Here is a 23,516-nt window from a genome sequence, read left to right on the forward strand (position 1 = left end):
ATAATGAAACTACTTCTAACCGTTCATCGGAACTTGCATTCCTATCTATATGAAACCAACACGTAATGGCTACAACATCATTCCATCCTTTGACAACAGGCAGAAATTGTACCTTTCCATCATACACTACGATTCAAGTCAATCCGCAGTATATTTTTTTTACTTTCCTAGACAGAACTGGGAGAAAATCTGATCAATTAATGCATCATGCGCTGTATCTCCAACAATTTCGCCCAAATGCTCCCACGCCAAACGAACATCAATCTGAATCATGTCGATCGGAATGAACTGCTCTGCTGCTTCATAGGCATCCACGAGGGACTGCTTCGCTTTTTTGAGCAAAGCAATATGACGCACATTGCTGACATAGGTCAGATCTGCGGACTCCAGTTTACCACTGAAGAATAGCGTAGAGATGGCATCTTCCAGTCGATCCACACCCAGATCATCTTTCACCGACATCGGTACAAGTCGTTCTTCCGGAATGTAACGAAGCAGCACGTCACGTTCTACCTGTGGCGTTAAGTCCATTTTATTCATAATGATTATTGATTGTCTACCGCGGATTTGTTCCAATAATTCAATCTCATCGGGATGAAGTGGCTCCGCAGCATTCACAACCATTAAGATCAGATCGGCTTCACTTACCGCAGAGCGAGAGCGTTCTACCCCGATCTTCTCTACAACGTCCATTGTTTCCCGGATTCCTGCCGTATCCAGCAATTTCAGCGGGATATTATTGATCGTAATGAACTCCTCAATCACATCACGAGTTGTTCCTGGAATGTCCGTGACGATGGCCCGGTTGTCTTGCGCAAGTGTATTCATCAATGAGGATTTGCCTACGTTAGGTCGTCCAACAATAGCCGTCGTGATACCTTCTCGCAGGATCTTACCTTGCTCTGCTGTAGTCAGCAATTTATCAATTTCAGTCATAACCTGACTGGACTTTTCTTTAATAAAATCAGACGTTAACGACTCCACATCATGCTCCGGGTAATCGATATTTACTTCAATATGAGCCAGTGTTTCCACCAGTGTATATCGTAGATCACGCAATTTGGAGGATAGTTTGCCTTCAACCTGTTTCAATGCAACCGAGAAAGCTCTGTCCGATTTGGAACGAATAAGATCCATGACACCTTCAGCCTGAGACAGGTCAATCCGCCCATTAAGGAAAGCACGCTTCGTGAATTCACCGGGTTCAGCTAGACGAATATCAAGCTGTAACAGCAGGTCCATGACCCGTTTTACAGACACTACACCGCCATGCGCACTGATCTCCACGACATCTTCTGTTGTGAACGAGCGTGGTGCTCGCATTACCGTAACCAGTACTTCCTCAATCTTTTCCCCATTAACGGGATCTATGATATGACCATAATGAACCGTGTGAGATGCTGCCTGAGTTAAAGGGGTTTTACTGCGAAAAATCTTTTCCGTCTCCGACACTGCATCCGGGCCGCTGACCCGGATCACGGCGATACCCGCCTCCCCGACAGCCGTTGATATCGCTGTGATCGTATCACTGATCATGGTTATCTCTCCTTGCTCTATTTTAAAATTGCCGCCCCTCAGGGGGACGCCATATCCATTTTCAAATCTATTAATGATATAACATATGACATGCCACTTATCGTATTAAGTTCACTCTTTATTTGTTCTACGCACCTTATCAAATTGCTTCTGTACGAAAAAAGCAATGGCTTCTGCACCGGGCAGGAAGCCATTGCGTCTTCAATTTCGTGTTATTTCGTCGTAATAACCACACGCCGATTAGGCTCTTCACCCTTACTTAACGTCTTAATCTGCGGGTGGTTTTGCAGTTTTGCATGAATGACTTTTCGTTCGAGCGGAGGCATTGGTTCCAGTACAACTTCCTTGCCGGTACGGATTGCTTGTCCAGCCAACCTTTCAGCCAAGTCCTCCAGCGTCTTCCGCCGACGTTGACGGAAATTCTCCGCGTCGAGCACAATTCGAACGAAGCTTTCCGAGTATCGGTTCGCTACAATGTTCGTTAGATACTGAAGCGCATCCAGCGTCTGTCCACGTCTGCCAATAATCATGCCCAGATCTTCACCGGCAATATTGAAGATATGTCCATCCCGCTGTTTTTTGATATGCACTTCAACATCCAGTCCCATACCTGCTGCGACCTCTTTCAAGAAAGCAGCCGCTTCTTCATAGGGATTTTTAGCTGCAACATCCTCAAGTAATGCATCTACTTCAGGTTTGTATGCAGCTGGCTTGATCGGCTGTGGAACAACTTCCGGCACAGGCAATAATTTCACTTCAACTTTGGCCGCCCTCACCCCGAACAAACCCAGGAATCCTTTTGACGGCTGCTCTAACACTTGTATCTCGACCTTGTCCCGACTTACGCCAAGCTCGGTCAATCCTTGGTTTACAGCATCTTCAACGGTTTTTCCTGACGTAATGACTTTGGTCATTTCGATTTTTTGGCCCCTTTCGACCCTTTTCCAGAGACGGTCGCTTTGCCACCGTTTTTGCGTTTAGCTCCATTTTTGGAAGAGCTATTCTGCTTCACGTTGACCTCAGCCACGATTTTATCATTATTCCGGTAAAGGAAATAGTTTTGCACGATCGTGTAGATGTTACTGTAGAACCAGTACAGCGGAAGTGCTGACGGGAACTGGTAAGACATCACGAAGATCAAAATTGGGTATACCCACAGCATAAACTGCATCGGACCAACTTGCTGTGCAGGATTCATACGCATCATCATCCATGTTTGAATGAATGTTGTGATGGCAGCCAGCACTGGCAAAATAAACAGGTGATCCGGTTCCCCGAGCTGAAGCCACAAGAAATCATGTGTTCTCAGACTGGAGTTTCCGTAAATTGAGTTATAAAGTGCGATGTAAATCGGCATCTGAATCAGAAGTGGCAGACAACCCGCCATCGGATTAACTTTGTTCTCCTGAAACAACTTCATTGTTTCTTGCTGAACTTTCTCAGGTGTATCTTTAAACTTGGCTTGAATCTCCTTCAGCTGCGGCTGAATGGCCTGCATAGCTTTGGAGCTACGGACTTGTTTCATTGTTAATGGTAAAATCAATGTCCGTACAATAAGCACCATCACGAGGACGGCCAGTCCATATTCACCTTTGAACCAGTTGGCGAATGTATCCAGCGCCAGTGAGAACCAGTACACAACATTGGCTTGCCAAAAAGAATCACTATTCTTTAGATCTTCCGTAGTAACCCCGGCTCCTTGTGGAGTACATCCGGCGAGTACAGTGACCATTGCAATGACTGCAATGAGGAGAATCCACTTCCCCTTTGATGTCTTCAATCGCGACACTTCATAACCCCTCTCTTAACCATTCCATTCCACCGTAAATCATACCATAATTAGGAGGACAAATAAACCGAAGCTTACCGCTTGCTCGACTTCAAAAGAGAGCCCTTTCGCATCGCATGTAGCAGGCTTTTTTCCATTTCCTTATAGGGCATGTCCAGTGCACCTTTTCTGACGATAAAAATCAGATCCATCTGCGTGACGATCTCATGCTCATGATGACGAACAATTTCCTTGATCATGCGTCTCATCCGGTTGCGTACGACAGCGTTTCCGATTTTCTTGCTGCATGATACGCCGACCCGAAATTGTTCCGTATCTTTACGGCGACAGCCATACACCACGAATTGATGATTGGCAAACGATTTCCCATACCGGTATACGCGGCTAAAGTCCGCCCGGTTTCGTAGACGCAGTCTTTTATACACGGCGCTTCTCCTTGCTGTTCTCCACCAATGTTATTGACGGAGGCCTCATTACTGATTTAGTATAGGCTTTCTTGAATGACGGTAAACCGTCTTGGCGACAACTTCATTTGGGATGATTGTTAATCAGCTACTTGAACTGATCCGCATTCATCCGGGATGAATGTTGATTGGCCATTTAAACCTATCAACGATTCATCATTATATAAGGTAAGTTTTCGAAAAATGGAAAACTCACTCAACATACATCATATGTGTTCAGCACTTTTTCGCAGACCATTCAGACCTGATCTGTAGCAGCATCCAGTCTGATTTGAGCTAATTAAGAAAAAAAAGACCACCTCGGTGGTCTTCAATGCATTAAGCACTCAGGTTTTTACGGCCTTTAAGGCGACGTGCGGCCAAAATTTTACGGCCGTTGCTCGTGCTCATTCTTTTCCGGAAACCATGAACTTTTTTACGTTTGCTAACGTTCGGTTTGAATGTAGGTCTCAATGTATTGCACCTCCTCACAAGGAAATACTTATGTGATGAATCACTTTCATCTTCACAGAAAACACCTTTATATATTTAACCATGATCACCTGGAAAAGTCAACTGCAAGGCGCAAGGCTTCTCCCTCTTTTATATACACTCTCCATCCCACTCAAAGTAATGACCACAGTCCGTTCACTAGAATACCATTACCAAGCCCCGAAGAGAGTTCTGAAAGTTATCCCCAGACCCTGATCAGATCGCCATATTTCAGCATTTATAGTTATCCACAACCTCCAATGCCTGTTATCTCCTTCATTACATCCTGTTTAAAGTTATTCACATGTGGATAATGATTATAGGCTATAAATATCGTCGAATTCTAATCAGGTTGTATCCGCTTCAATTAAGGTTTACAAGCTTTTGAGAAAGGTGTAGGATAAAAATCACATCTTGTATACAAGTATATGGATGAAGCTGATTTACTTACCCGCCTTTAGTAGTCCTTTGAAAAAAACATTAGCCGTTAGCTTGTAGCTACAGACTATGGATTGAACTGAATGTCCAGTCCGCAAAATAGTTATGCTATGATCAGTAATGAACTGATTACTTATTAATAGGAGCGTTAGCCATATGTTATTTCCTTCTTCCTGGCTTCAAGGGGCTTCTCGTGGTGAAGCCATTGCCTGCGAATTAAGGCTGCGGATCATCAGCGGTACCCTTCGACCTGGAGAGATTTTGTCGGAAAATCGAATTGCGGCTGATTTTGACAGCAGTCGTTCACCTGTCCGTGAAGCGTTACGAACTTTGTCCAATGAAGGACTTATTCGACTTGAACGTATGGGTGTCGTTGTCATTGGACTACGAATTAAGGATGTCGAAGAATTGTATGATGTCCGTTTCCTGATTGAAAGTTTTGTGCAGCAACGACTCGCTGGTGATGTCCCAGAATCATTAATCACCCAGCTGCGTAACGTGATCGACAAAATGCAACTTGCTGGACGGCATCAGGACGCCGTCGAATTCGCCTATCAGGATCTCATTTTCCACGAGACCATTATTGAAGCTGCTCAGCATTCCCGTATTTCACATCTATGGAAGAGTATTCGATATGTTGTGATGACCGTTATGCTGCTCACAACGCGCAGAGTATTCGTTCAAGGCGAGCAGAAAGTAAGCGCTGTAATTGAGAAACACCGTTTGCTTGTTGAAGCACTGGAGTCTGGTGACAAAATGCTCATTCAGGCTGGAGTCCGCACGTATTTTCAAGATTCTGGTAAAACCCTGCACGAAAGCTTTGATTCCTAAAGGAGCAAGGCGTTTGCAATCATATCCATCGTGAATGATTGCGGCTTAACTTGTCGACAAGTATACAAAATACATTTTGTTTCAAATTTGGGCATGATAAAACTACATTTCTCGCCAACACCTCTTTTTCAGTACCTGCACAAATTTAATTGTTGACGATAATTTCACTTGTAAGCGTTCTATATCAGAAATAAAGGAGCACACAACATCATGAGCACTCTTTTTGGACTATCCCACAACGCAACATTATTGGTTTGGACGTTAATTGCGATCGTTTTTCTGATCGTCTTGATTTCCAAGTATAAATGGAATCCCTTCATCACCCTGCTGTTGTCCGCATTAATGCTCGGTTTGCTTACAGGCATGAAACCTGCCGATGTGATCTCTTCCATTACCGGGGGACTTGGCGGCACACTTGGAACCATTGCAATTGTTATTGCTCTCGGTACGATGCTTGGTAAGATGATGGCCGAATCTGGCGGTGCCGAGCGCATTGCAACTACATTGGTTGATCGGTTCGGTGTGAAACGTGTGCACTGGGCCATGATGATTGTTGGATTTATCGTCGGTATTCCCGTTTTCTTCGAAGTCGGCGTGATTTTGATGATTCCCATCATTTTCACCGTTGCACGTAAAACCAATATGTCTCTGCTGCAGATTGGTATTCCCATTTTGGCAGGTCTGTCGACTGTACACGGTTTGGTCCCACCCCACCCAGCGCCAATGATAGCGATTGAAGCCTACAGTGCGGATCTGGGTAAAACCATTTTGTACTCCCTTATTGTTGGTATTCCTACAGCGATTATTGCAGGTCCTTTGTTTGGTAAATTTATTGGCAAAAGAATACACACCGAACCGCCAGCTGAACTGGCTGAACAATTCGCAACCAAAACAAACAGCAACATGCCTGGGTTTGGTATCACCCTGTTTACCATATTGCTGCCGGTAATTCTGATGCTGATTGGTTCCATAGCCAGCATCATTGACCCAAATGCAACAAGCGGCTTCACCGTTTTCAGTGAATTTATCGGTCATGAGATCATTGCTCTGCTGATTTCAGTTGTATTTGCCCTCTTTTCACTCGGCTTTGCACGTGGATTCACCAAACACGATATTTCTCGCTTCACCAGTGAATGTCTGGCGCCTACGGCGACCATCATTCTCATTATTGGCGGAGGCGGTGCCTTCAAACAGGTATTGATCAATAGTGGTGTGGGCAACGCCATTGCTGATGTCGCTACCCATGCTAACATCAACGTGATCCTGTTTGCCTGGCTTGTCGCTGCGCTCATTCGTGTAGCTACCGGTTCAGCAACCGTAGCTATGACAACTGCTGCCGGCATTGTCGCTCCAGTGCTTGCACTCACACCAGGTGTCAATATTGAGCTGGTTGTACTCGCCACAGGTGCAGGGTCACTCATCTTGTCCCATGTGAACGATGCAGGATTCTGGATGATCAAAGAATTCTTTAATATGAGCGTTTCCCAGACATTGAAAACGTGGACCGTTATGGAAACACTATTATCCGTGGTGGGACTGATCTTTATTTTGCTCCTGAGCACAGTGGTATAAATGGACTCTATATAGTAGAAAGAAATTAAAATCTCATCGCTTTCTGGAGAAAGAAGGATTAAATATATGAACAACTACATGATTGGGATCGATATTGGTACCACCAGTACCAAATCCGTATTATTTACCGAGCAAGGCTCCGTCGTCAGTACCTCAACGCAGGAATACCCTTTGTATACCCCTGCACCCGATGTTGCCGAGCAGGACCCTGAAGAGATTGTGCAAGCAGCCCTCCGCTCTGTCCGAGGAGTCATGGATCAGAGCGGCGTTGCTACCGAGCAGATCCTGTTTGTATCCTGCAGCTCAGCTATGCATAGTGTCATTGCCATGGGACAGGATAACACACCCTTAACCCGTTGCATCACCTGGGCGGATAATCGTAGTGCGGCATTTTCTGCCCAGTTGCAAGAGAATGGATTGGGCCATCGCATCTATCTGCGCACAGGTACACCGATCCATCCCATGTCACCACTGACCAAATTAATGTGGCTGCGCCACGATGAACCTAAACTTTTTGAGCGTACCGCCAAATTTATTTCGATTAAAGAATATCTGTTCTTCCGTCTATTCGGACAATATGTCGTCGACCATTCCATCGCTTCCTGCACGGGCTTGCTCAATCTGGAACAACTGGACTGGGACGCAGAAGCCCTTGAGATTGCAGGCATTACACCCGACCATCTCTCGAAGCTCGTACCTACAACACATATATTAGAAGGAATGAATCACGAATCGGCTGAAAAAATGGCTCTCTCCCCCTCTACGCCCTTTGTTATTGGCGCAAGTGACGGGGTTTTATCCAATCTCGGCGTAAACGCCATTGAACCTGGTGTTGTCGCAGCAACCATCGGAACCAGCGGGGCCATTCGTACAGTCGTGGACCGTCCGGTTACCGACCCCAAAGGTCGTACGTTCTGTTACGCCCTTACAGAGAATCTTTGGGTTATTGGTGGGCCTGTGAATAACGGTGGCATGCTGTTTCGCTGGGTGCGGGATGAATTCGCCGCGTCTGAAGTGGAGACAGCGAAGCGACTTGGCATCAATTCCTATGATGTTCTAACCAAAATTGCGGAACGTGTCCGCCCGGGATCGGAAGGACTTCTGTTTCATCCGTACCTTTCGGGCGAACGTGCCCCATTGTGGAATCCGGATGCCCGTGGTTCCTTTTTTGGCTTAACACTCCATCACCAGAAAGAGCATATGATCCGTGCTGTTCTGGAAGGGGTTATTTTCAACCTATATACGGTACTGCTCGCCATGGAAGAACAGATTGGGCAACCTACCTCCATTCAAGCCACAGGTGGGTTTGCGCGATCTCCTCTCTGGCGCCAGATGATGTCCGATATCTTCAATCAGGAAGTGGTTGTACCCGAGAGCTTCGAAAGTTCCTGTCTGGGTGCCGTCGTGCTTGGTTTGTACGCTACAGGGCGAATCCAATCGCTTCATGCCGTTTCTTCCATGGTCGGTACAACGCATCGGCATACCCCTGTCAAAGAGAATGCTGTTCTCTACCAGGAGTTGCTGCCCATCTTTATTCGGATCTCTCGCAAACTGGAAGAGGAATACGCAGATATCGCTGAATTCCAGCGTAAGATGTCCCTTCCCCGTCTCTAAATCATCAATCCATAGTTCGTGTCTGCACCAAAAAAAGGGTGTCGCCCAAAACCAGAAATCGGTTTTGGGCGACACCCTCTTTTGCTATACACGCATAATCTATCCTTTGAATTCATATTATAAAATCATATACTTCAACCTCCATATTTGATTATCACCTTACCTCTTAATTCCGGATAATTCACATTACATATGTCTTAAAATGAAGTCCTCTTGGTCCATTATTCTTATACATTGCCATCACAGAATTACCATCTGCTTAGAAAATACACCACTGATCTTGTTCAATTAAAGGCATGAGTTTACTCCCCTCTCCGTCTCTCATCCTGACACTGAATTTGTCGCTTTCATCATCGCCCCATTGGTAAGAAAAACACGAGGGTGAGAGGTCACTCTTTTTCCGATCTCGAGAATGCTTCATTTTCACTTCACGGTTATCCACAGACAGGTTATTCACAAACGAAGAATACTTTTACACACAATTTGGCATCATTTGACGGATAACCTGTGTATAAAACATTTTTGCTTTTTGGGTCTTTCTGTCGAAAATTAAACAGTTTATAAACAATATATTGTGTTGTGACTAAAAATTATACACAAGTTATTGAATTTGTGGATAAAATCACGCGATACGTTGAAATGCGGGGTTTCTTTTGCTATGATTGTATTACTTTTGGATGTGAATATGTGATCTGACCCATAATATTATCAACAGCCTGTGGATAAAGTTGTGAACAATTTTCCGTTGTTCATACTTTTTTTGTTTTCGACCTGCGGGGGTTTGGGGATAAATTCAACAATATATCTCGTATTTCGACACTGCATCATGGCTTAAGCCACACTTGGAACATGTAAAAGGAGTGACAGTCTGTGGACAGCCATACTTCTGATTTATGGCAGCAAATTTTATCAATCATACAAAACAAACTCAGCAAACCCAGCTTTGACACCTGGTTCAAAGCAACCAAAGCCACCAAGCTAAATGACCGTTCAATCGTCATTTCCGCACCAACCACGTTTGCCGTCGAATGGCTGGAGAGCCGTTACACCAAATTGGTTGGCTCGACGGTATACGAGCTGCTTGGCAAGCAAGTCGATGTGAAATTTGTCATTGAAGAGAACAAGCCTGCTGAACCGGACCCACAACTGCCGGCACCAACGCCTACAGTTGTACAAGAAGAAGCGGTACTCAGCATGCTGAATCCGAAATATACGTTCGATACATTTGTCATCGGGCCGGGCAACCGTTTTGCCCATGCCGCATCGCTGGCGGTCGCTGAAGCGCCCGCCAAAGCTTACAATCCTCTCTTCCTGTATGGAGGAGTAGGACTCGGTAAAACTCACTTGATGCATGCGATCGGACATTACGTTCTGGAGCATGATCCGGGCAGCAAAGTCGTTTATTTGTCGTCTGAGAAATTCACGAACGAATTCATTAACTCGATCCGTGACAACCGCGGGGAGAGCTTCCGTAACAAATACCGGAGCGTCGACATCTTGCTCATTGATGATATTCAGTTCTTGGCGGGAAAAGAATCAACACAAGAGGAATTTTTCCATACGTTTAATGCGCTGCATGAGGAACGGAAGCAGATCATCATCTCCAGCGACAGACCACCGAAGGAAATTCCGACACTGGAAGAACGACTTCGTTCTCGCTTTGAATGGGGGTTAATCACGGATATCCAGCCTCCAGATTTGGAGACAAGGATCGCAATTTTGCGGAAAAAGGCACGTGCGGAAAACTTGGATATTCCGAATGAAGCGATGATGTACATTGCCAACCAGATTGACACCAACATCCGTGAACTGGAAGGCGCCCTGATTCGGGTTGTTGCTTATTCTTCACTGACTAATCAAGATGTAACCACTCATCTGGCAGCTGAAGCACTCAAGGATATTATTCCTTCCAGTCGTCCCAAAATGATCACTATTCATGACATCCAACAAAAGGTCGGCGAGTATTATAGCCTTAAGCTTGAAGATTTCAAAGCACGGAAACGGACCAAGGCAGTTGCTTTCCCAAGACAGATTGCCATGTATCTCTCTCGTGAACTGACAGACTTTTCTCTGCCCAAAATCGGGGAAGCATTCGGAGGACGAGATCACACCACTGTCATACATGCTCACGAAAAAATCTCCCAAGCGATTAAAAACGATCAGGATCTCTATAAAGTTATCAACAACTTAACCGAAAAAATTAAGAATCCAACCTGAACAAGTCCCAAGCCTATGCACAACGTATACACATGTGGATAGGCTTGGGTGTACGGGTTTATACCCACTTATCCACATATTCAGTGCCCCTATTACTATTATTACTAAAAAGATCTTAAAGATATCATCTCCAAAATAGCCATTTCGGAGCTTAGCCTTCGGCCTTTGAAAAACACCTTTTAACACCCCAACACCCAAAAAATCAGCTAGGAGTGAAACCATGAAAATCAGCATAATGAAAAACTACTTGAACGATTCCATACAGCAAGTATCCAAAGCGATCTCGAGCCGTACAACAATTCCGATTCTGAGCGGTATCAAATTCGACGTGAATCATCAAGGTGTAACATTGACAGCAAGTGACACCGATATATCCATTCAATCCTTCATCCCGCTTGAAGATGGAGATAAAAGCGTAGTTCAGGTAGATCAACCTGGCAGTGTAGTTTTGCCAGCCAAGTTTTTTGTGGAGATCATCAAGAAGCTGCCTTCACAGGAAGTGCACATGGAAGTCAAAGAGAATTTCAACACCTTTATCTCCGCAGGTGCTACCGAAATTCAACTGGTAGGTCTTGATCCGGAAGAATTCCCGGTACTGCCAAGCATCGAAGAAAACCAAACCGTCTCCATTCCAGGAGATTTGCTGAAAAATATGATCAAACAAACGGTCTTCTCCATTTCCACACATGAGACTACTCCAATCCTGACAGGTGTACTCTGGAGTTTAGGTGACAACGAATTGAAATTTGTGGCAACAGACCGTCACCGTCTTGCTACTCGATCAGCAATGCTGGATAATGCAGAAGGTATCCGCTTCAACAACGTAGTTATTTCCGGTAAAACGCTGAACGAGCTCAGCAAAATTGTTCCGGATCAAAATACCCTTGTGGATATCGTTGTTGCAGATAACCAAGTCCTGTTCAAAATCGACCGTGTATTGTTCTACTCCCGTATTTTGGACGGAACATACCCGGATACTTCTAGAATTATTCCAACGTCATACAAAACAGAACTTGTTTTAGATACAAAAAAATTAAGTGAATCCATTGACCGGGCTTATTTGCTGTCGCGTGAAGAGAAAACAAACATCGTGCGTATGCAAACGATGGATTCGGGATCCGTTGAAATTTCTTCAAGCTCTTCCGAGCTAGGTAAAGTAAGAGAAGAAATCGAACCTGCCGAGTTTACAGGAGATCCGTTAAAAATCTCGTTCAACTCCAAATACATGCTGGATGTGCTGAAAGTTGTTGAAAGTGAACAGCTGATGATCGCTTTTACAGGAGTCATGAGTCCAATCATCTTGAAACCGCTGGATGACAGTCACAGCCTTTACGTGATATTGCCATATCGGACGACCAACTAACGAAAGGAAGATCACAGTGAACCAAGTTACGATTCGTACGGAATATATTAAGCTTGATCAATTTTTGAAACTGGCTGATTGCATCCCAACCGGAGGTATGGCCAAAGCTTTGCTTCAGGAAGGTCTTGTACGTGTGAATAAAGAGCCTGAGGAACGCCGGGGACGTAAGTTATACCCTGGGGATATCGTTGAAGTGGACGGAGAAGGCACATTCGAAGTTGCTGCAGAATAACAAGACCAGTTCGATCCTGCTGCCTCCTGACGGACGGGATAAAAGGGAGGTTACCGCGTGTTTGTGAACAGCATTGATCTGCAGAATTTCCGCAATTATGAACATCTGAGACTGGATTCTTTTGGTCCCGTAAACTTGTTGATCGGGCAAAATGCCCAAGGCAAGACCAATCTTGCAGAGGCGATTTTTGTACTTGCACTCACCAAGAGCCACCGTACATCCCGTGACAAGGAGTTAATCCGTTTCGGTGAGGAACGTGCCAGACTTGCAGCAGAGGTCGACAAAAAGTACGGATCGGTCAAGCTTGAACTATCTTTGTCGCAACAAGGCAAAAAAGCAAAGATTAACGGCCTGGAGCAGCGCAAGTTAAGTGATTTTGTCGGAGCGCTCAATGTTGTGATGTTTGCACCGGAGGATCTGGAGATTGTAAAAGGCACACCGGGGGTCCGCCGCCGGTTTCTTGACATGGAGATCGGACAGGTTGCACCAGGTTACCTGTATCACCTGCAGCAATACCAGAAAGTGCTCGTCCAACGAAACAATTTGCTTAAGCAGTTATGGGGACAAGGGGCATCAGCCCAGACCATGCTTGAGGTGTGGAACGAACAACTGGTTGAGCATGGTGTTAAAATCGTCAAAAAAAGGAAACAATTCATAAAGAAACTGCAAAAGTGGGCAGAAACGATTCATCAGGGGATCACCGGAGGCGGAGAAGTCTTGCGGCTGGCCTACCTTCCTTCCTTCAGCGAAGCCGCTGAGGAAGATGAAGCTGTCTTAATGGACCAATTTATGATAAAATTATCACAAATGAAAGAGCAGGAGATTCGCCGAGGCACAACCCTTAGTGGGCCGCATCGGGATGACCTGTCCTTTTTCATTAACGATCGGGAAGTACAAACATATGGCTCGCAGGGGCAGCAGCGCACAACGGCGTTGTCCCTTAAACTTGCGGAAATTGAACTGATTCATGAAGAAATCGGAGAATATCCAGTTCTGTTGCTGGATGATGTTCTGTCCGAGCTGGACCCTTTTCGCCAGACGCAGCTGATCGAAACGTTCCAGAGCAAGGTGCAAACCTTTATTACGGCTACGGGGATTGAGAGCCTGAACGTTGACAAGCTCAAAGATGCCAGTATTTATCACGTTCATGCCGGACAGGTTGAACGCTAAGGAGTGAGGGCTTATGTACATTCATCTGGGCGGTGAGAAGATCATCCGTTCTTCCGAATTGGTCGCTATTTTTGATATATCGATTGAAAAATCCTCAAAGATCTCCAAGCAGTATGTCACGCATGCCGAGCAGGAAAAAACAGTGGAACACATCGGCGAAGAGGAAGCCAAGTCCATTGTGGTGACCAAAAACATTGTGTACTACTCGCCTATTTCCTCAGCCACGCTGAAGAAGCGGGCTCACATTTTTCCGGATCTTTAGCGTTGTGTGGCATAAAAGATGTATCTTTTGCTGCTTGTCTTTAAATTTGGATAGCTAGCTGAAATGAAGGACGTTGCCTATTTCAGCAAACATTATTAGTTAACGCATATTTACGATATTGAATCTATAGAAGTAGGTGAAAGGCATGTCTATGAATCAACCGTCATATGATGCGAATGAAATTCAGGTCCTTGAAGGATTGGAAGCCGTACGGAAGCGTCCGGGGATGTATATCGGTTCCACCAGTTCCAAGGGTCTGCATCATCTGGTCTGGGAAGTAGTGGACAACAGTATTGACGAAGCGCTTGCAGGTTACTGCGACCACATTGAGGTCAGTATCCATGAAGACAATAGCGTGACTGTAGTCGATAACGGACGGGGTATTCCTGTCGGCGAACATACCAAAATGAAACGTCCTGCACTTGAGGTAGTTATGACTGTCCTCCATGCAGGGGGAAAATTTGGTGGCGGCGGATATAAAGTATCCGGTGGTTTGCATGGTGTTGGTGTGTCCGTTGTGAATGCACTCTCTGAAAAAGTGGTTGTAACGGTTAAACGTGAGGGACATATCTATCAACAGGAATATCGCCGTGGAGCTCCACAGTATGACCTGAAAGTAATCGGTACAACCGACGAAACAGGAACAACGGTTAGATTCCATCCGGACCCTGAAATTTTCACGGAAACAAGAGTTTATGAATATGACATCTTGCTGGCCCGTATTCGTGAGCTGGCGTTCTTGAACAAGGGTATTGGTCTTACACTGACGGATGAGCGTACAGGTGCAACCAACTCATTCCTGTATGAAGGCGGCATTATCGAATACGTCTCCTTCCTCAACCAGAAGCGTGAAGTACTACATGAGAATCCAATTTACGTTGAAGGTTCCAGAGATAACATCCAGGTGGAAGTTGCCCTGCAATACAATGACAACTACACCGAGAATATCTATTCCTTCGCGAACAATATCAACACGCATGAGGGCGGAACGCATGAATCAGGTTTCAAGAGTGCCCTTACGCGGATTATCAATGACTACGCCCGTAAGGCGGGGGTAATCAAGGACAGCACGGGTAACCTTTCCGGGGATGACGTGCGTGAAGGCTTGACAGCTATTATTTCGGTCAAGATTCCGGAGCCGCAATTTGAAGGACAGACAAAGACCAAGCTGGGCAACAGCGAAGTGCGTGGGATTGTCGAATCCTTGTTTGCCGAGAAGCTGCAGGAGTTCCTGGAAGAGAATCCTTCCGTATCCCGTCGCATTTTGGAAAAAGGTCTGCAAGCAGCACGTGCGCGTGAAGCTGCCCGTAAAGCCCGTGAACTGACACGTCGTAAAGGTGCACTCGAAGTAAGCTCACTTCCAGGTAAACTGGCAGACTGTTCATCCAAGGATGCTTCAATCAGTGAATTGTACATCGTCGAAGGTGACTCTGCAGGCGGTTCAGCAAAGCAAGGCCGGGATCGTCATTTCCAAGCGATTTTGCCGTTGCGTGGTAAGATTCTGAACGTGGAAAAAGCTCGTCTCGACCGGATCTTGGGTAATGCGGAGATTAGAGCAATTATTACGGCAATGGGTACAGGTATTGGTGATGACTTCGATATTGCCAAAGCCCGCTATCACAAAATCATTTTGATGACCGATGCCGACGTCGATGGTGCTCATATCCGAACACTATTGCTGACATTCCTGTATCGGTACATGCGCAAAATCATTGAGGCAGGTTATGTATATATTGCACAACCGCCATTGTTCAAGATTGAGCGTAACAAAGTGATTCGTTATGCCGGTTCCGAGAAAGAGCGTGATGAAATTATTGCAACGCTCGGCGAAAATGCAAAATTCAACGTTCAGCGTTACAAAGGTCTTGGCGAGATGAATGCCGGACAATTGTGGGAAACAACGATGGATCCGGAGAGTCGGACCATGATGCAAGTATCGATTAATGATGCCATCCTTGCTGATGCAATGTTTGACACCCTGATGGGGGATAACGTTGAACCGCGTCGTGACTTTATCCAGGAAAATGCAAAATACGTGAAAAACCTCGACATTTAACACATTCGAAGAGGCGCCTGAGAGGGCGCCTTTTTTATATTAGGGAAAGTATGAACAGGGAAGGCGAATACTTAGACTTCCTTATCCCTTTGTTATCTGCGTACACGTTTTTTGGCAGACGAGGCTTGTGCTTTAGGGGATGTACGAGAGCTTTTACCCTTTTTGGAGGGCAAACGACCGTATGCAATCGCATAACGTTTGATCTTCCGGTATGCCTCCTTGTCCGGTAATAAACCAAAGGCATAAATGCCTGGCAGTGTGTTGACTTCAAGAATCCAGGGACGCCCTGCTTCGTCTAGCGCAATATCAATACCAATCTCTTTGAGCCTTGGAAATGATGTTTGCAATTGCACAGCGGTATGAATACCTAAGCGGTACAGTTCAGTGCGAAGTTTTTTGAAGCCATCCTGGTGAAGATGGGGGAGTACGAGTTCTTCAAACGTGGCCAATCGTCCGCCACCATGAATGTTGGTGATGATTTTGCCCGGGGCAGCAACACGTCCCAAAATACCTGTTGTTTCCCAGTTGTGTTGCAGATTTTTCTGAGTTAACACACGCAAGTCAAAAGGCAAATCTTCATGCTTCATCAGCGAAATTCCTTGTTGAATGATATAATCACGTTCCTGAATGCGATCATTCAGTGCTCGTTCGAGTTCGTCCAGGGAATGAAATGATCTCTCCTCTGTACCGTATTGGAGTTGATATGTTGTAGTGAGATAGGTATCTCTGAAGATAACAGCACTTGCTTCGGGTTCATCATCGGGTACGTTCGGCTCATTGGTTTCTTCCGGAACCTCCGCATCTGTGGTGGAATCTTCGGAATTAACGACAGGTTCGTATAAACGGGTTGTTTTTACTCGCATAACGCCATTACCGTAAGTACCACGGTCTGGTTTGATATAGTTTGACTCAAATAATTCAGTCATTCGTTCGAGAGTTTGACGGCTATATTTTCGGGTCACTGGGATATATTCATTCACAATGCGACTGCGTTGTAACACAGCTGTTTTGGCCCATTTGCTGGAGACGCGTTGGATACCCAATATTCATCAGTCCTTTCATGTTTTGCTCAGTTCTAAAGAGGGACAGACACGGAGAAATCAAAGGACAAGAGACGATTTCAGTGGTATAATAGAGAAATATGGCGTTTTGTGCGATGAGCTGTACAATTTGCAGTTTGATCGTAGGACGGGAATGGCTTTAGCCTCGGTAGGCACAGTACATATGCCGTTTTTCTAGCATTGTATGTGCAATTGGGGAGGAAGGCAGGGCGTATCCCCAGACACGCAGAAGTTCCCGGAAGAAAGGCTATTGCCCAGCGGACGTTTAATTGTGTAACTTTTGTGAAAGTAATATAATAAAGAGTAGCGTTCTTGCGCGGTTTTAGCCTTGTTAGGCTTTTCACATATAATCAATTTTTTGTATGACGGAATGGAACGTTTGTTGAAGGACAAGAAGGAGGTCCAGCATGGCGGAAGAAATGAACTCTCAGATTACAGATCGGGATATAGGCGTCGAGATGCGTGAATCGTTTATGGATTATGCGATGAGCATCATCGTTAGCCGTGCCTTACCTGACGTGCGTGATGGATTGAAGCCGGTTCACCGGCGTATTCTGTACGCGATGTCAGAGCTCGGCATGACACCTGATAAACCACATAAAAAATCAGCCAGAATCGTCGGTGAAGTTATCGGTAAGTATCACCCACACGGTGACTCTGCTGTTTACGAGACGATGGTCCGGATGGCACAGGATTTCTCCCTGCGTTATATGCATGTAGATGGACATGGTAACTTTGGATCGGTCGATGGCGATATGGCAGCAGCCATGCGTTACACCGAAGCACGTTTGTCCAAGATTGCTATGGAAATGCTTAGAGATATCAACAAGGATACGATTGATTTCCAACCGAACTATGACGGCGAGGAACATGAGCCAATCGTTCTACCTGCTCGTTTTCCTAACTTGCTTGTCAATGGGGTCGGCGGGATCGCGGTAGGTATGGCCACCAATATTCCTCCTCATAATCTGGGCGAGGTCATTGATGGTGTACAGGCCATGATTCAAAATCCGGATATTACATCCATGGAACTCATGGATTACATTCAAGGACCAGACTTCCCTACGTCCGGCTACATTTTGGGCCGCTCAGGCATTCGCCAAGCGTATCAGACCGGACGTGGTTCAGTAACGATGCGGGCCAAAACCAACATCGAAGAGAACAACAACAAGGCGCGTATTATCGTTACAGAGCTGCCTTATCAGGTGAACAAGGCGAGACTCGTTGAGAAAATCGCCGAGTTGGTACGTGATAAAAAGATTGATGGTATTACTGACCTTCGTGATGAGTCTGACCGTAATGGTATGCGGGTTGTAATTGAGCTTCGCAGAGACGTGAATCCGGGGGTTGTCCTGAACAACCTTTACAAACATACATCGATGCAATCCACTTTTGGGATTAACATGCTCGCGATTGTTAATAAAGAACCTAAAATTCTGAACTTGCGTGAAGTGTTGTATCACTACCTGCAGCATCAGATTGAGGTTATTCGCAGACGTACGCAGTTTGAACTGAAAAAGGCTGAAGCTCGTGCACACATTTTAGAGGGCTTGCGTATTGCGCTGGATCATATCGACGAGATTATTACGTTGATTCGTTCATCCAGTAATGCGGATGCAGCAAGAGAAGGTTTGATTGAGCGCTTCTCACTCAGTCATGATCAGGCTCAAGCTATTCTCGATATGCGTTTGCAACGCCTCACAGGTCTGGAACGCGAACGTATTGAAAATGAATATAACGAACTGATGGTCAAAATCAGAGAGTATCGCGAGATTCTGGCCAATGAGCATCTGGTGCTTGAGATTATCAGTACGGAGTTGCAAGAGATCCGTGACCGCTTCAGCGATGATCGTCGTACAGAGATCACTGTAGGTGAAGAGAGTATTCTGGATGAGGACCTGATTCCACGTGAAGAGGTTATCATTACGATTACCCATACAGGATACGTGAAACGTCTGCCGGTATCCACATACCGCAGCCAGAAACGTGGCGGACGTGGGGTCGTGGGTATGGATACGAAAGATACCGACTTTGTTGAGCATCTGTTCGTGACCAACTCTCACAATTACCTCATGTTCTTCACTGACAAAGGTAAAGTGTATCGTCTCAAAGCATACGAGATTCCAGAGCTTGGACGTACCGCACGGGGAACGCCGATTATCAACCTGATCCAGATCGAGCAGGGCGAATCGGTCAATGCCGTAATTCCGGTTCAGGAATTCGAAAGTGACAGATACTTGTTCTTTGCTACCCGCCAAGGGGTTGTGAAGAAGACGCCACTTGAGGATTACACCAATATTCGCAAAGGCGGCTTGATCGGTATTTCCTTACGTGATGATGACGTTCTGATCGATGTTAAGCTGACCGATGGACAGCAAGAGATCATCATGGGTACAGCTCACGGAATGTCTATTCGCTTCTCCGAAGGTAACGTACGTTCCATGGGACGTAGCGCAACCGGGGTCAAAGGGATTACATTGGATGAACAGGATGCTGTTATCGGCATGGATGTAGTTGATAAAGAGCTTGATGTTCTGATCGTTACAGCAAAAGGTTACGGTAAACGTACACCTGTCAGTGATTATCGGATGCAGACTCGTGGCGGTAAAGGGATCAAGACTATTAATGTCACAGAGAAGAACGGCGCAGTAGTCAGCCTCAAAATGGTTAAAACCGAAGAGGATCTGATGATTATCACGTCTAGCGGTACGTTGATCCGGATGAGCATGGAAGGCATATCCACTATGGGTCGATACACGCAGGGTGTGAAGCTGATTCATATTCGTGACGAGGATTCAGTAGCTACAGTCAGCCGAATTGACAAAAATGAAGAGGAACCAGACGATGAGTCGCTTGAAGGCTTGGAAGGCGAGGAGTCCCAAGCTCCGGTAGTAAGCTTGGAAGAAGGCACCGTTTCTGATGCTGACGTTAATGAAGTTGAGGGCGACGACGATTCCGGTTCGGAAGCATAAAATAGAATTCTATAAAGACTGATCTCTTGGAGATTGGAAGAAGATTGCGAGGGCTCCCACAGGGAGCCCTTTTGTTTGTATAAAGGAAACTCTCCTTTTATTCTTCCGAATCTGGGATGTACAGCCTGATTCCTGAGTAATATAATGGGAAATATCATGAAAAACCGGGACTATGGTCTTGTTTGTTATTAACATAGAAGAACGATGAGTGAGGGGAATACACATGGGATTAATCACCCTGTCAGAAGTCAAACCAGGACTCAAACTTGGGAGTGATGTGCAAACACTTCGCGGCAACGTTCTGCTTCAGAAGGGAAAAGTTATTTTACCCAAGGATATGGAAGTGCTCAGAGCCTTTATGATTCAACAGGTAGATATTGAACAAGAAAGAATGGCGTCGAGTAGTACAGCAACCAAAGGTGCCTCTGTGTCCGCAGGAAGTTCTGCCAATGACAAGAGTGGTGAACGGGCAGGGAAGACAGGGAACGTCACCACAGCTCCTGTAGTAACGTCTTTGCAGGATGAGTATGAAAAGATGGTCGGACTAACGAAAAATGCTTTCCTGTCCTCTCTGGCGGCTGAATTGCCGGTCTATGAGTTACGTACACAGTTGGAGGCTGTGTTTGCACATCTCAAACAATATAATGTGCTTACCTTCAGTCCACGAGTAATGCAAGAACATGATTATGTATATCACCATGCCGTACTGAGTGCGATCACATCGTATCAACTGGCTCAATGGATCGATCTGCCCTCCAAGGATTGGATGCAAGTTGCTTTTGCAGGTTTGTTCCATGATATTGGTAACAACAAGGTAGATCCGCAGATTCTCCATAAACCATCCACGTTGACGGCTACAGAGCAGGAAGAGATTCGCCAGCATACGAAATATGGTTATCAGATCCTTAAACAGGCAAAGGCCATTAATGAGGGAGCCAGACTTGCAGCTTTGCAGCATCATGAAAAGGTTGATGGATCAGGCTACCCGTTGCAGCTTAGTGGTACGCAGATTCATATTTATGCCAAGATTGTAGCTATCGCTGATATTTTCCACGCCATGACGCTGGAGAAGATCTACCGCAAGGCACAATCACCATACCTAGTTCTAGAACAGATCCAAAGTGAGGCATTTGGGAAATTGGATCCTGCAATTGTAAGAGTATTTGTCCAACGTTCGACCCAGATCCATAATGGCATCCGAGTAAAACTCAGCAATAACCAAATTGGAGAGATCGTATTCTCTGATCGAGATCATCCTCCTACACGGCCTATGGTGTCAGTAGAAGGAACCATCATTAACCTGATGCAGCAACGGCAGCTTCACATCCAAGAGGTTATCGGATAACAATAGATATTAAAGTAAATTGAAGAGAGGGCCTTTCTTTTATAGAGGGGCCTTTTAAGTGAGATAAGTGTGGGAATGTAGAAAAACAGAAATAATATAGATATATATATCATTACTCAAAAAAAGACTTGCAATGTAAATCTGTACATGGTATATTCTAATTCCGGCCAAGAAAACACGGTTTACACGGTGCGGCAAGCAAACAAAATAAGATTCGAAAGAAACTTAAAAAAAGAGCTTGCAAAGTTGGTTCGGATGTGATAAGATATAAAAGTTGCTGAAGAGAACGACATTCGGTAACAGAACAAGTTTGATCTTTGAAAACTGAACAACGAGTGAGTAAACATTCTGCTTGCAGAATGAACGCGAAAGTTAGAGACAAGCCTTGGCTTGAATCAACTGGAGCACAAATGAGATTTTTAATCTCGTCAGATTCAAAATGAGCTTATCGCTCTTTTCAATACTTTATTGGAGAGTTTGATCCTGGCTCAGGACGAACGCTGGCGGCATGCCTAATACATGCAAGTCGAGCGGACTTGAAGAGAAGCTTGCTTCTCTGATGGTTAGCGGCGGACGGGTGAGTAACACGTAGGCAACCTGCCCTCAAGTTTGGGACAACTACCGGAAACGGTAGCTAATACCGAATAGTTGTTTTCTTCGCCTGAAGGAAACTGGAAAGACGGAGCAATCTGTCACTTGGGGATGGGCCTGCGGCGCATTAGCTAGTTGGTGGGGTAACGGCTCACCAAGGCGACGATGCGTAGCCGACCTGAGAGGGTGATCGGCCACACTGGGACTGAGACACGGCCCAGACTCCTACGGGAGGCAGCAGTAGGGAATCTTCCGCAATGGGCGAAAGCCTGACGGAGCAATGCCGCGTGAGTGATGAAGGTTTTCGGATCGTAAAGCTCTGTTGCCAGGGAAGAACGCTTGGGAGAGTAACTGCTCTCAAGGTGACGGTACCTGAGAAGAAAGCCCCGGCTAACTACGTGCCAGCAGCCGCGGTAATACGTAGGGGGCAAGCGTTGTCCGGAATTATTGGGCGTAAAGCGCGCGCAGGCGGTCATTTAAGTCTGGTGTTTAATCCCGGGGCTCAACCCCGGATCGCACTGGAAACTGGGTGACTTGAGTGCAGAAGAGGAGAGTGGAATTCCACGTGTAGCGGTGAAATGCGTAGATATGTGGAGGAACACCAGTGGCGAAGGCGACTCTCTGGGCTGTAACTGACGCTGAGGCGCGAAAGCGTGGGGAGCAAACAGGATTAGATACCCTGGTAGTCCACGCCGTAAACGATGAGTGCTAGGTGTTAGGGGTTTCGATACCCTTGGTGCCGAAGTTAACACATTAAGCACTCCGCCTGGGGAGTACGGTCGCAAGACTGAAACTCAAAGGAATTGACGGGGACCCGCACAAGCAGTGGAGTATGTGGTTTAATTCGAAGCAACGCGAAGAACCTTACCAGGTCTTGACATCTGAATGACCGGTACAGAGATGTACCTTTTCTTCGGAACATTCAAGACAGGTGGTGCATGGTTGTCGTCAGCTCGTGTCGTGAGATGTTGGGTTAAGTCCCGCAACGAGCGCAACCCTTATATTTAGTTGCCAGCACTTCGGGTGGGCACTCTAGATAGACTGCCGGTGACAAACCGGAGGAAGGTGGGGATGACGTCAAATCATCATGCCCCTTATGACCTGGGCTACACACGTACTACAATGGCCGGTACAACGGGCTGCGAAATCGCGAGATGGAGCCAATCCCAACAAAGCCGGTCTCAGTTCGGATTGCAGGCTGCAACTCGCCTGCATGAAGTCGGAATTGCTAGTAATCGCGGATCAGCATGCCGCGGTGAATACGTTCCCGGGTCTTGTACACACCGCCCGTCACACCACGAGAGTTTATAACACCCGAAGTCGGTGGGGTAACCGCAAGGAGCCAGCCGCCGAAGGTGGGATAGATGATTGGGGTGAAGTCGTAACAAGGTAGCCGTATCGGAAGGTGCGGCTGGATCACCTCCTTTCTATGGAGAATCGTTTCCTGCAACGGAAACATTCAAATATGCAGCTTAGCTGCAAAAACACTCACTCGTTGCTCAGTTTTGAGAGCTCAAACTCTCAAACAGCTT

Annotated in this window: 17 protein-coding genes and 1 rRNA gene; 12 read left to right on the plus strand and 6 right to left on the minus strand. The window is 46.0% G+C overall.

Annotation, left to right across the window (positions count from 1 at the left end):
- Nucleotides 1-159 precede the first annotated feature (159 nt).
- The 5 genes from mnmE to rpmH all read right to left on the minus strand — a co-directional run bounded on the left by mnmE (nt 160) and on the right by rpmH (nt 4,242).
- Nucleotides 160-1,536: a tRNA uridine-5-carboxymethylaminomethyl(34) synthesis GTPase MnmE gene (gene mnmE, locus NZ043_RS09280; protein WP_124118699.1), complete on the minus strand. Its 1,377-nt coding sequence runs from the start codon at nt 1,534-1,536 to the stop codon at nt 160-162.
- A gap of 212 nt (nt 1,537-1,748) precedes the next feature.
- The gene (jag, locus tag NZ043_RS09285) at nt 1,749-2,450 is read right to left on the minus strand and encodes an RNA-binding cell elongation regulator Jag/EloR (protein ID WP_017691417.1); all 702 of its coding nucleotides are present in this window, start codon (nt 2,448-2,450) and stop codon (nt 1,749-1,751) included.
- On the minus strand, nt 2,447-3,325 hold the full coding sequence (locus NZ043_RS09290; protein ID WP_062836519.1) for a YidC/Oxa1 family membrane protein insertase: 879 nt from the start codon (nt 3,323-3,325) through the stop codon (nt 2,447-2,449). The genes jag and NZ043_RS09290 overlap by 4 nt, the downstream gene beginning before the upstream one ends.
- Nucleotides 3,326-3,399: 74 nt before the next feature.
- Entirely contained in the window at nt 3,400-3,750 is a 351-nt protein-coding gene (rnpA, locus tag NZ043_RS09295; RefSeq protein ID WP_036611981.1) for a ribonuclease P protein component, read from the minus strand.
- Nucleotides 3,751-4,107: 357 nt separating this feature from the next.
- Nucleotides 4,108-4,242 (minus strand): 50S ribosomal protein L34, encoded by a 135-nt coding sequence (gene rpmH, locus NZ043_RS09300; RefSeq protein WP_017691413.1) that lies wholly within the window; start codon nt 4,240-4,242, stop codon nt 4,108-4,110.
- A 612-nt stretch (nt 4,243-4,854) separates the two neighbouring features.
- Here rpmH and NZ043_RS09305 point away from each other — a divergent pair.
- The 9 genes from NZ043_RS09305 (at nt 4,855) to gyrB (ending at nt 16,015) form a co-directional block, all read left to right on the plus strand.
- Nucleotides 4,855-5,529, plus strand: coding sequence for a GntR family transcriptional regulator (locus NZ043_RS09305; protein ID WP_133386409.1), 675 nt, complete (start codon nt 4,855-4,857; stop codon nt 5,527-5,529).
- 210 nt (nt 5,530-5,739) lie between these two features.
- Entirely contained in the window at nt 5,740-7,101 is a 1,362-nt protein-coding gene (locus tag NZ043_RS09310) for a gluconate:H+ symporter (protein WP_091035219.1), read from the plus strand.
- 66 nt (nt 7,102-7,167) lie between these two features.
- On the plus strand, nt 7,168-8,715 hold the full coding sequence (gene gntK / locus NZ043_RS09315) for a gluconokinase (RefSeq protein WP_091035217.1): 1,548 nt from the start codon (nt 7,168-7,170) through the stop codon (nt 8,713-8,715).
- Nucleotides 8,716-9,585: 870 nt separating this feature from the next.
- The gene (gene dnaA, locus NZ043_RS09320) at nt 9,586-10,932 is read left to right on the plus strand and encodes a chromosomal replication initiator protein DnaA (protein ID WP_036611990.1); all 1,347 of its coding nucleotides are present in this window, start codon (nt 9,586-9,588) and stop codon (nt 10,930-10,932) included.
- Between the two features lie 220 nt (nt 10,933-11,152).
- The gene (dnaN, locus tag NZ043_RS09325; protein WP_017691408.1) at nt 11,153-12,295 is read left to right on the plus strand and encodes a DNA polymerase III subunit beta; all 1,143 of its coding nucleotides are present in this window, start codon (nt 11,153-11,155) and stop codon (nt 12,293-12,295) included.
- Between the two features lie 16 nt (nt 12,296-12,311).
- A complete protein-coding gene (gene yaaA, locus NZ043_RS09330; RefSeq protein ID WP_036611994.1) occupies nt 12,312-12,527 on the plus strand; it encodes a S4 domain-containing protein YaaA in 216 nt (71 codons plus the stop codon).
- Between the two features lie 57 nt (nt 12,528-12,584).
- On the plus strand, nt 12,585-13,697 hold the full coding sequence (gene recF, locus NZ043_RS09335) for a DNA replication/repair protein RecF (protein ID WP_076216624.1): 1,113 nt from the start codon (nt 12,585-12,587) through the stop codon (nt 13,695-13,697).
- A gap of 13 nt (nt 13,698-13,710) precedes the next feature.
- Nucleotides 13,711-13,959, plus strand: a complete 249-nt coding sequence (locus NZ043_RS09340) for an extracellular matrix/biofilm biosynthesis regulator RemA family protein (RefSeq protein WP_017691405.1) — start codon at nt 13,711-13,713, stop codon at nt 13,957-13,959.
- A gap of 145 nt (nt 13,960-14,104) precedes the next feature.
- Complete coding sequence (gene gyrB, locus NZ043_RS09345; RefSeq protein WP_091035212.1) at nt 14,105-16,015, plus strand: DNA topoisomerase (ATP-hydrolyzing) subunit B; 1,911 nt, start codon at nt 14,105-14,107, stop codon at nt 16,013-16,015.
- Nucleotides 16,016-16,107: 92 nt separating this feature from the next.
- On the opposite strand, the gene NZ043_RS09350 is transcribed toward gyrB, so the two are convergent.
- On the minus strand, nt 16,108-17,058 hold the full coding sequence (locus NZ043_RS09350) for a YheC/YheD family protein (RefSeq protein WP_133386410.1): 951 nt from the start codon (nt 17,056-17,058) through the stop codon (nt 16,108-16,110).
- Nucleotides 17,059-17,483: 425 nt separating this feature from the next.
- On the opposite strand from NZ043_RS09350, the gene gyrA reads away from it, so the two are divergent.
- From gyrA to NZ043_RS09365, 3 genes are all read left to right on the plus strand, one after another.
- On the plus strand, nt 17,484-20,048 hold the full coding sequence (gene gyrA, locus NZ043_RS09355) for a DNA gyrase subunit A (RefSeq protein ID WP_091035207.1): 2,565 nt from the start codon (nt 17,484-17,486) through the stop codon (nt 20,046-20,048).
- A 223-nt stretch (nt 20,049-20,271) separates the two neighbouring features.
- Nucleotides 20,272-21,393, plus strand: coding sequence for an HD-GYP domain-containing protein (locus tag NZ043_RS09360; protein WP_339311590.1), 1,122 nt, complete (start codon nt 20,272-20,274; stop codon nt 21,391-21,393).
- Nucleotides 21,394-21,858: 465 nt separating this feature from the next.
- Nucleotides 21,859-23,411, plus strand: a 16S ribosomal RNA gene (locus NZ043_RS09365).
- Nucleotides 23,412-23,516: the final 105 nt, after the last annotated feature.

It is taken from the genome of Paenibacillus sp. FSL k6-2145 (genome assembly GCF_037976585.1).
GTDB lineage: Bacteria > Bacillota > Bacilli > Paenibacillales > Paenibacillaceae > Paenibacillus.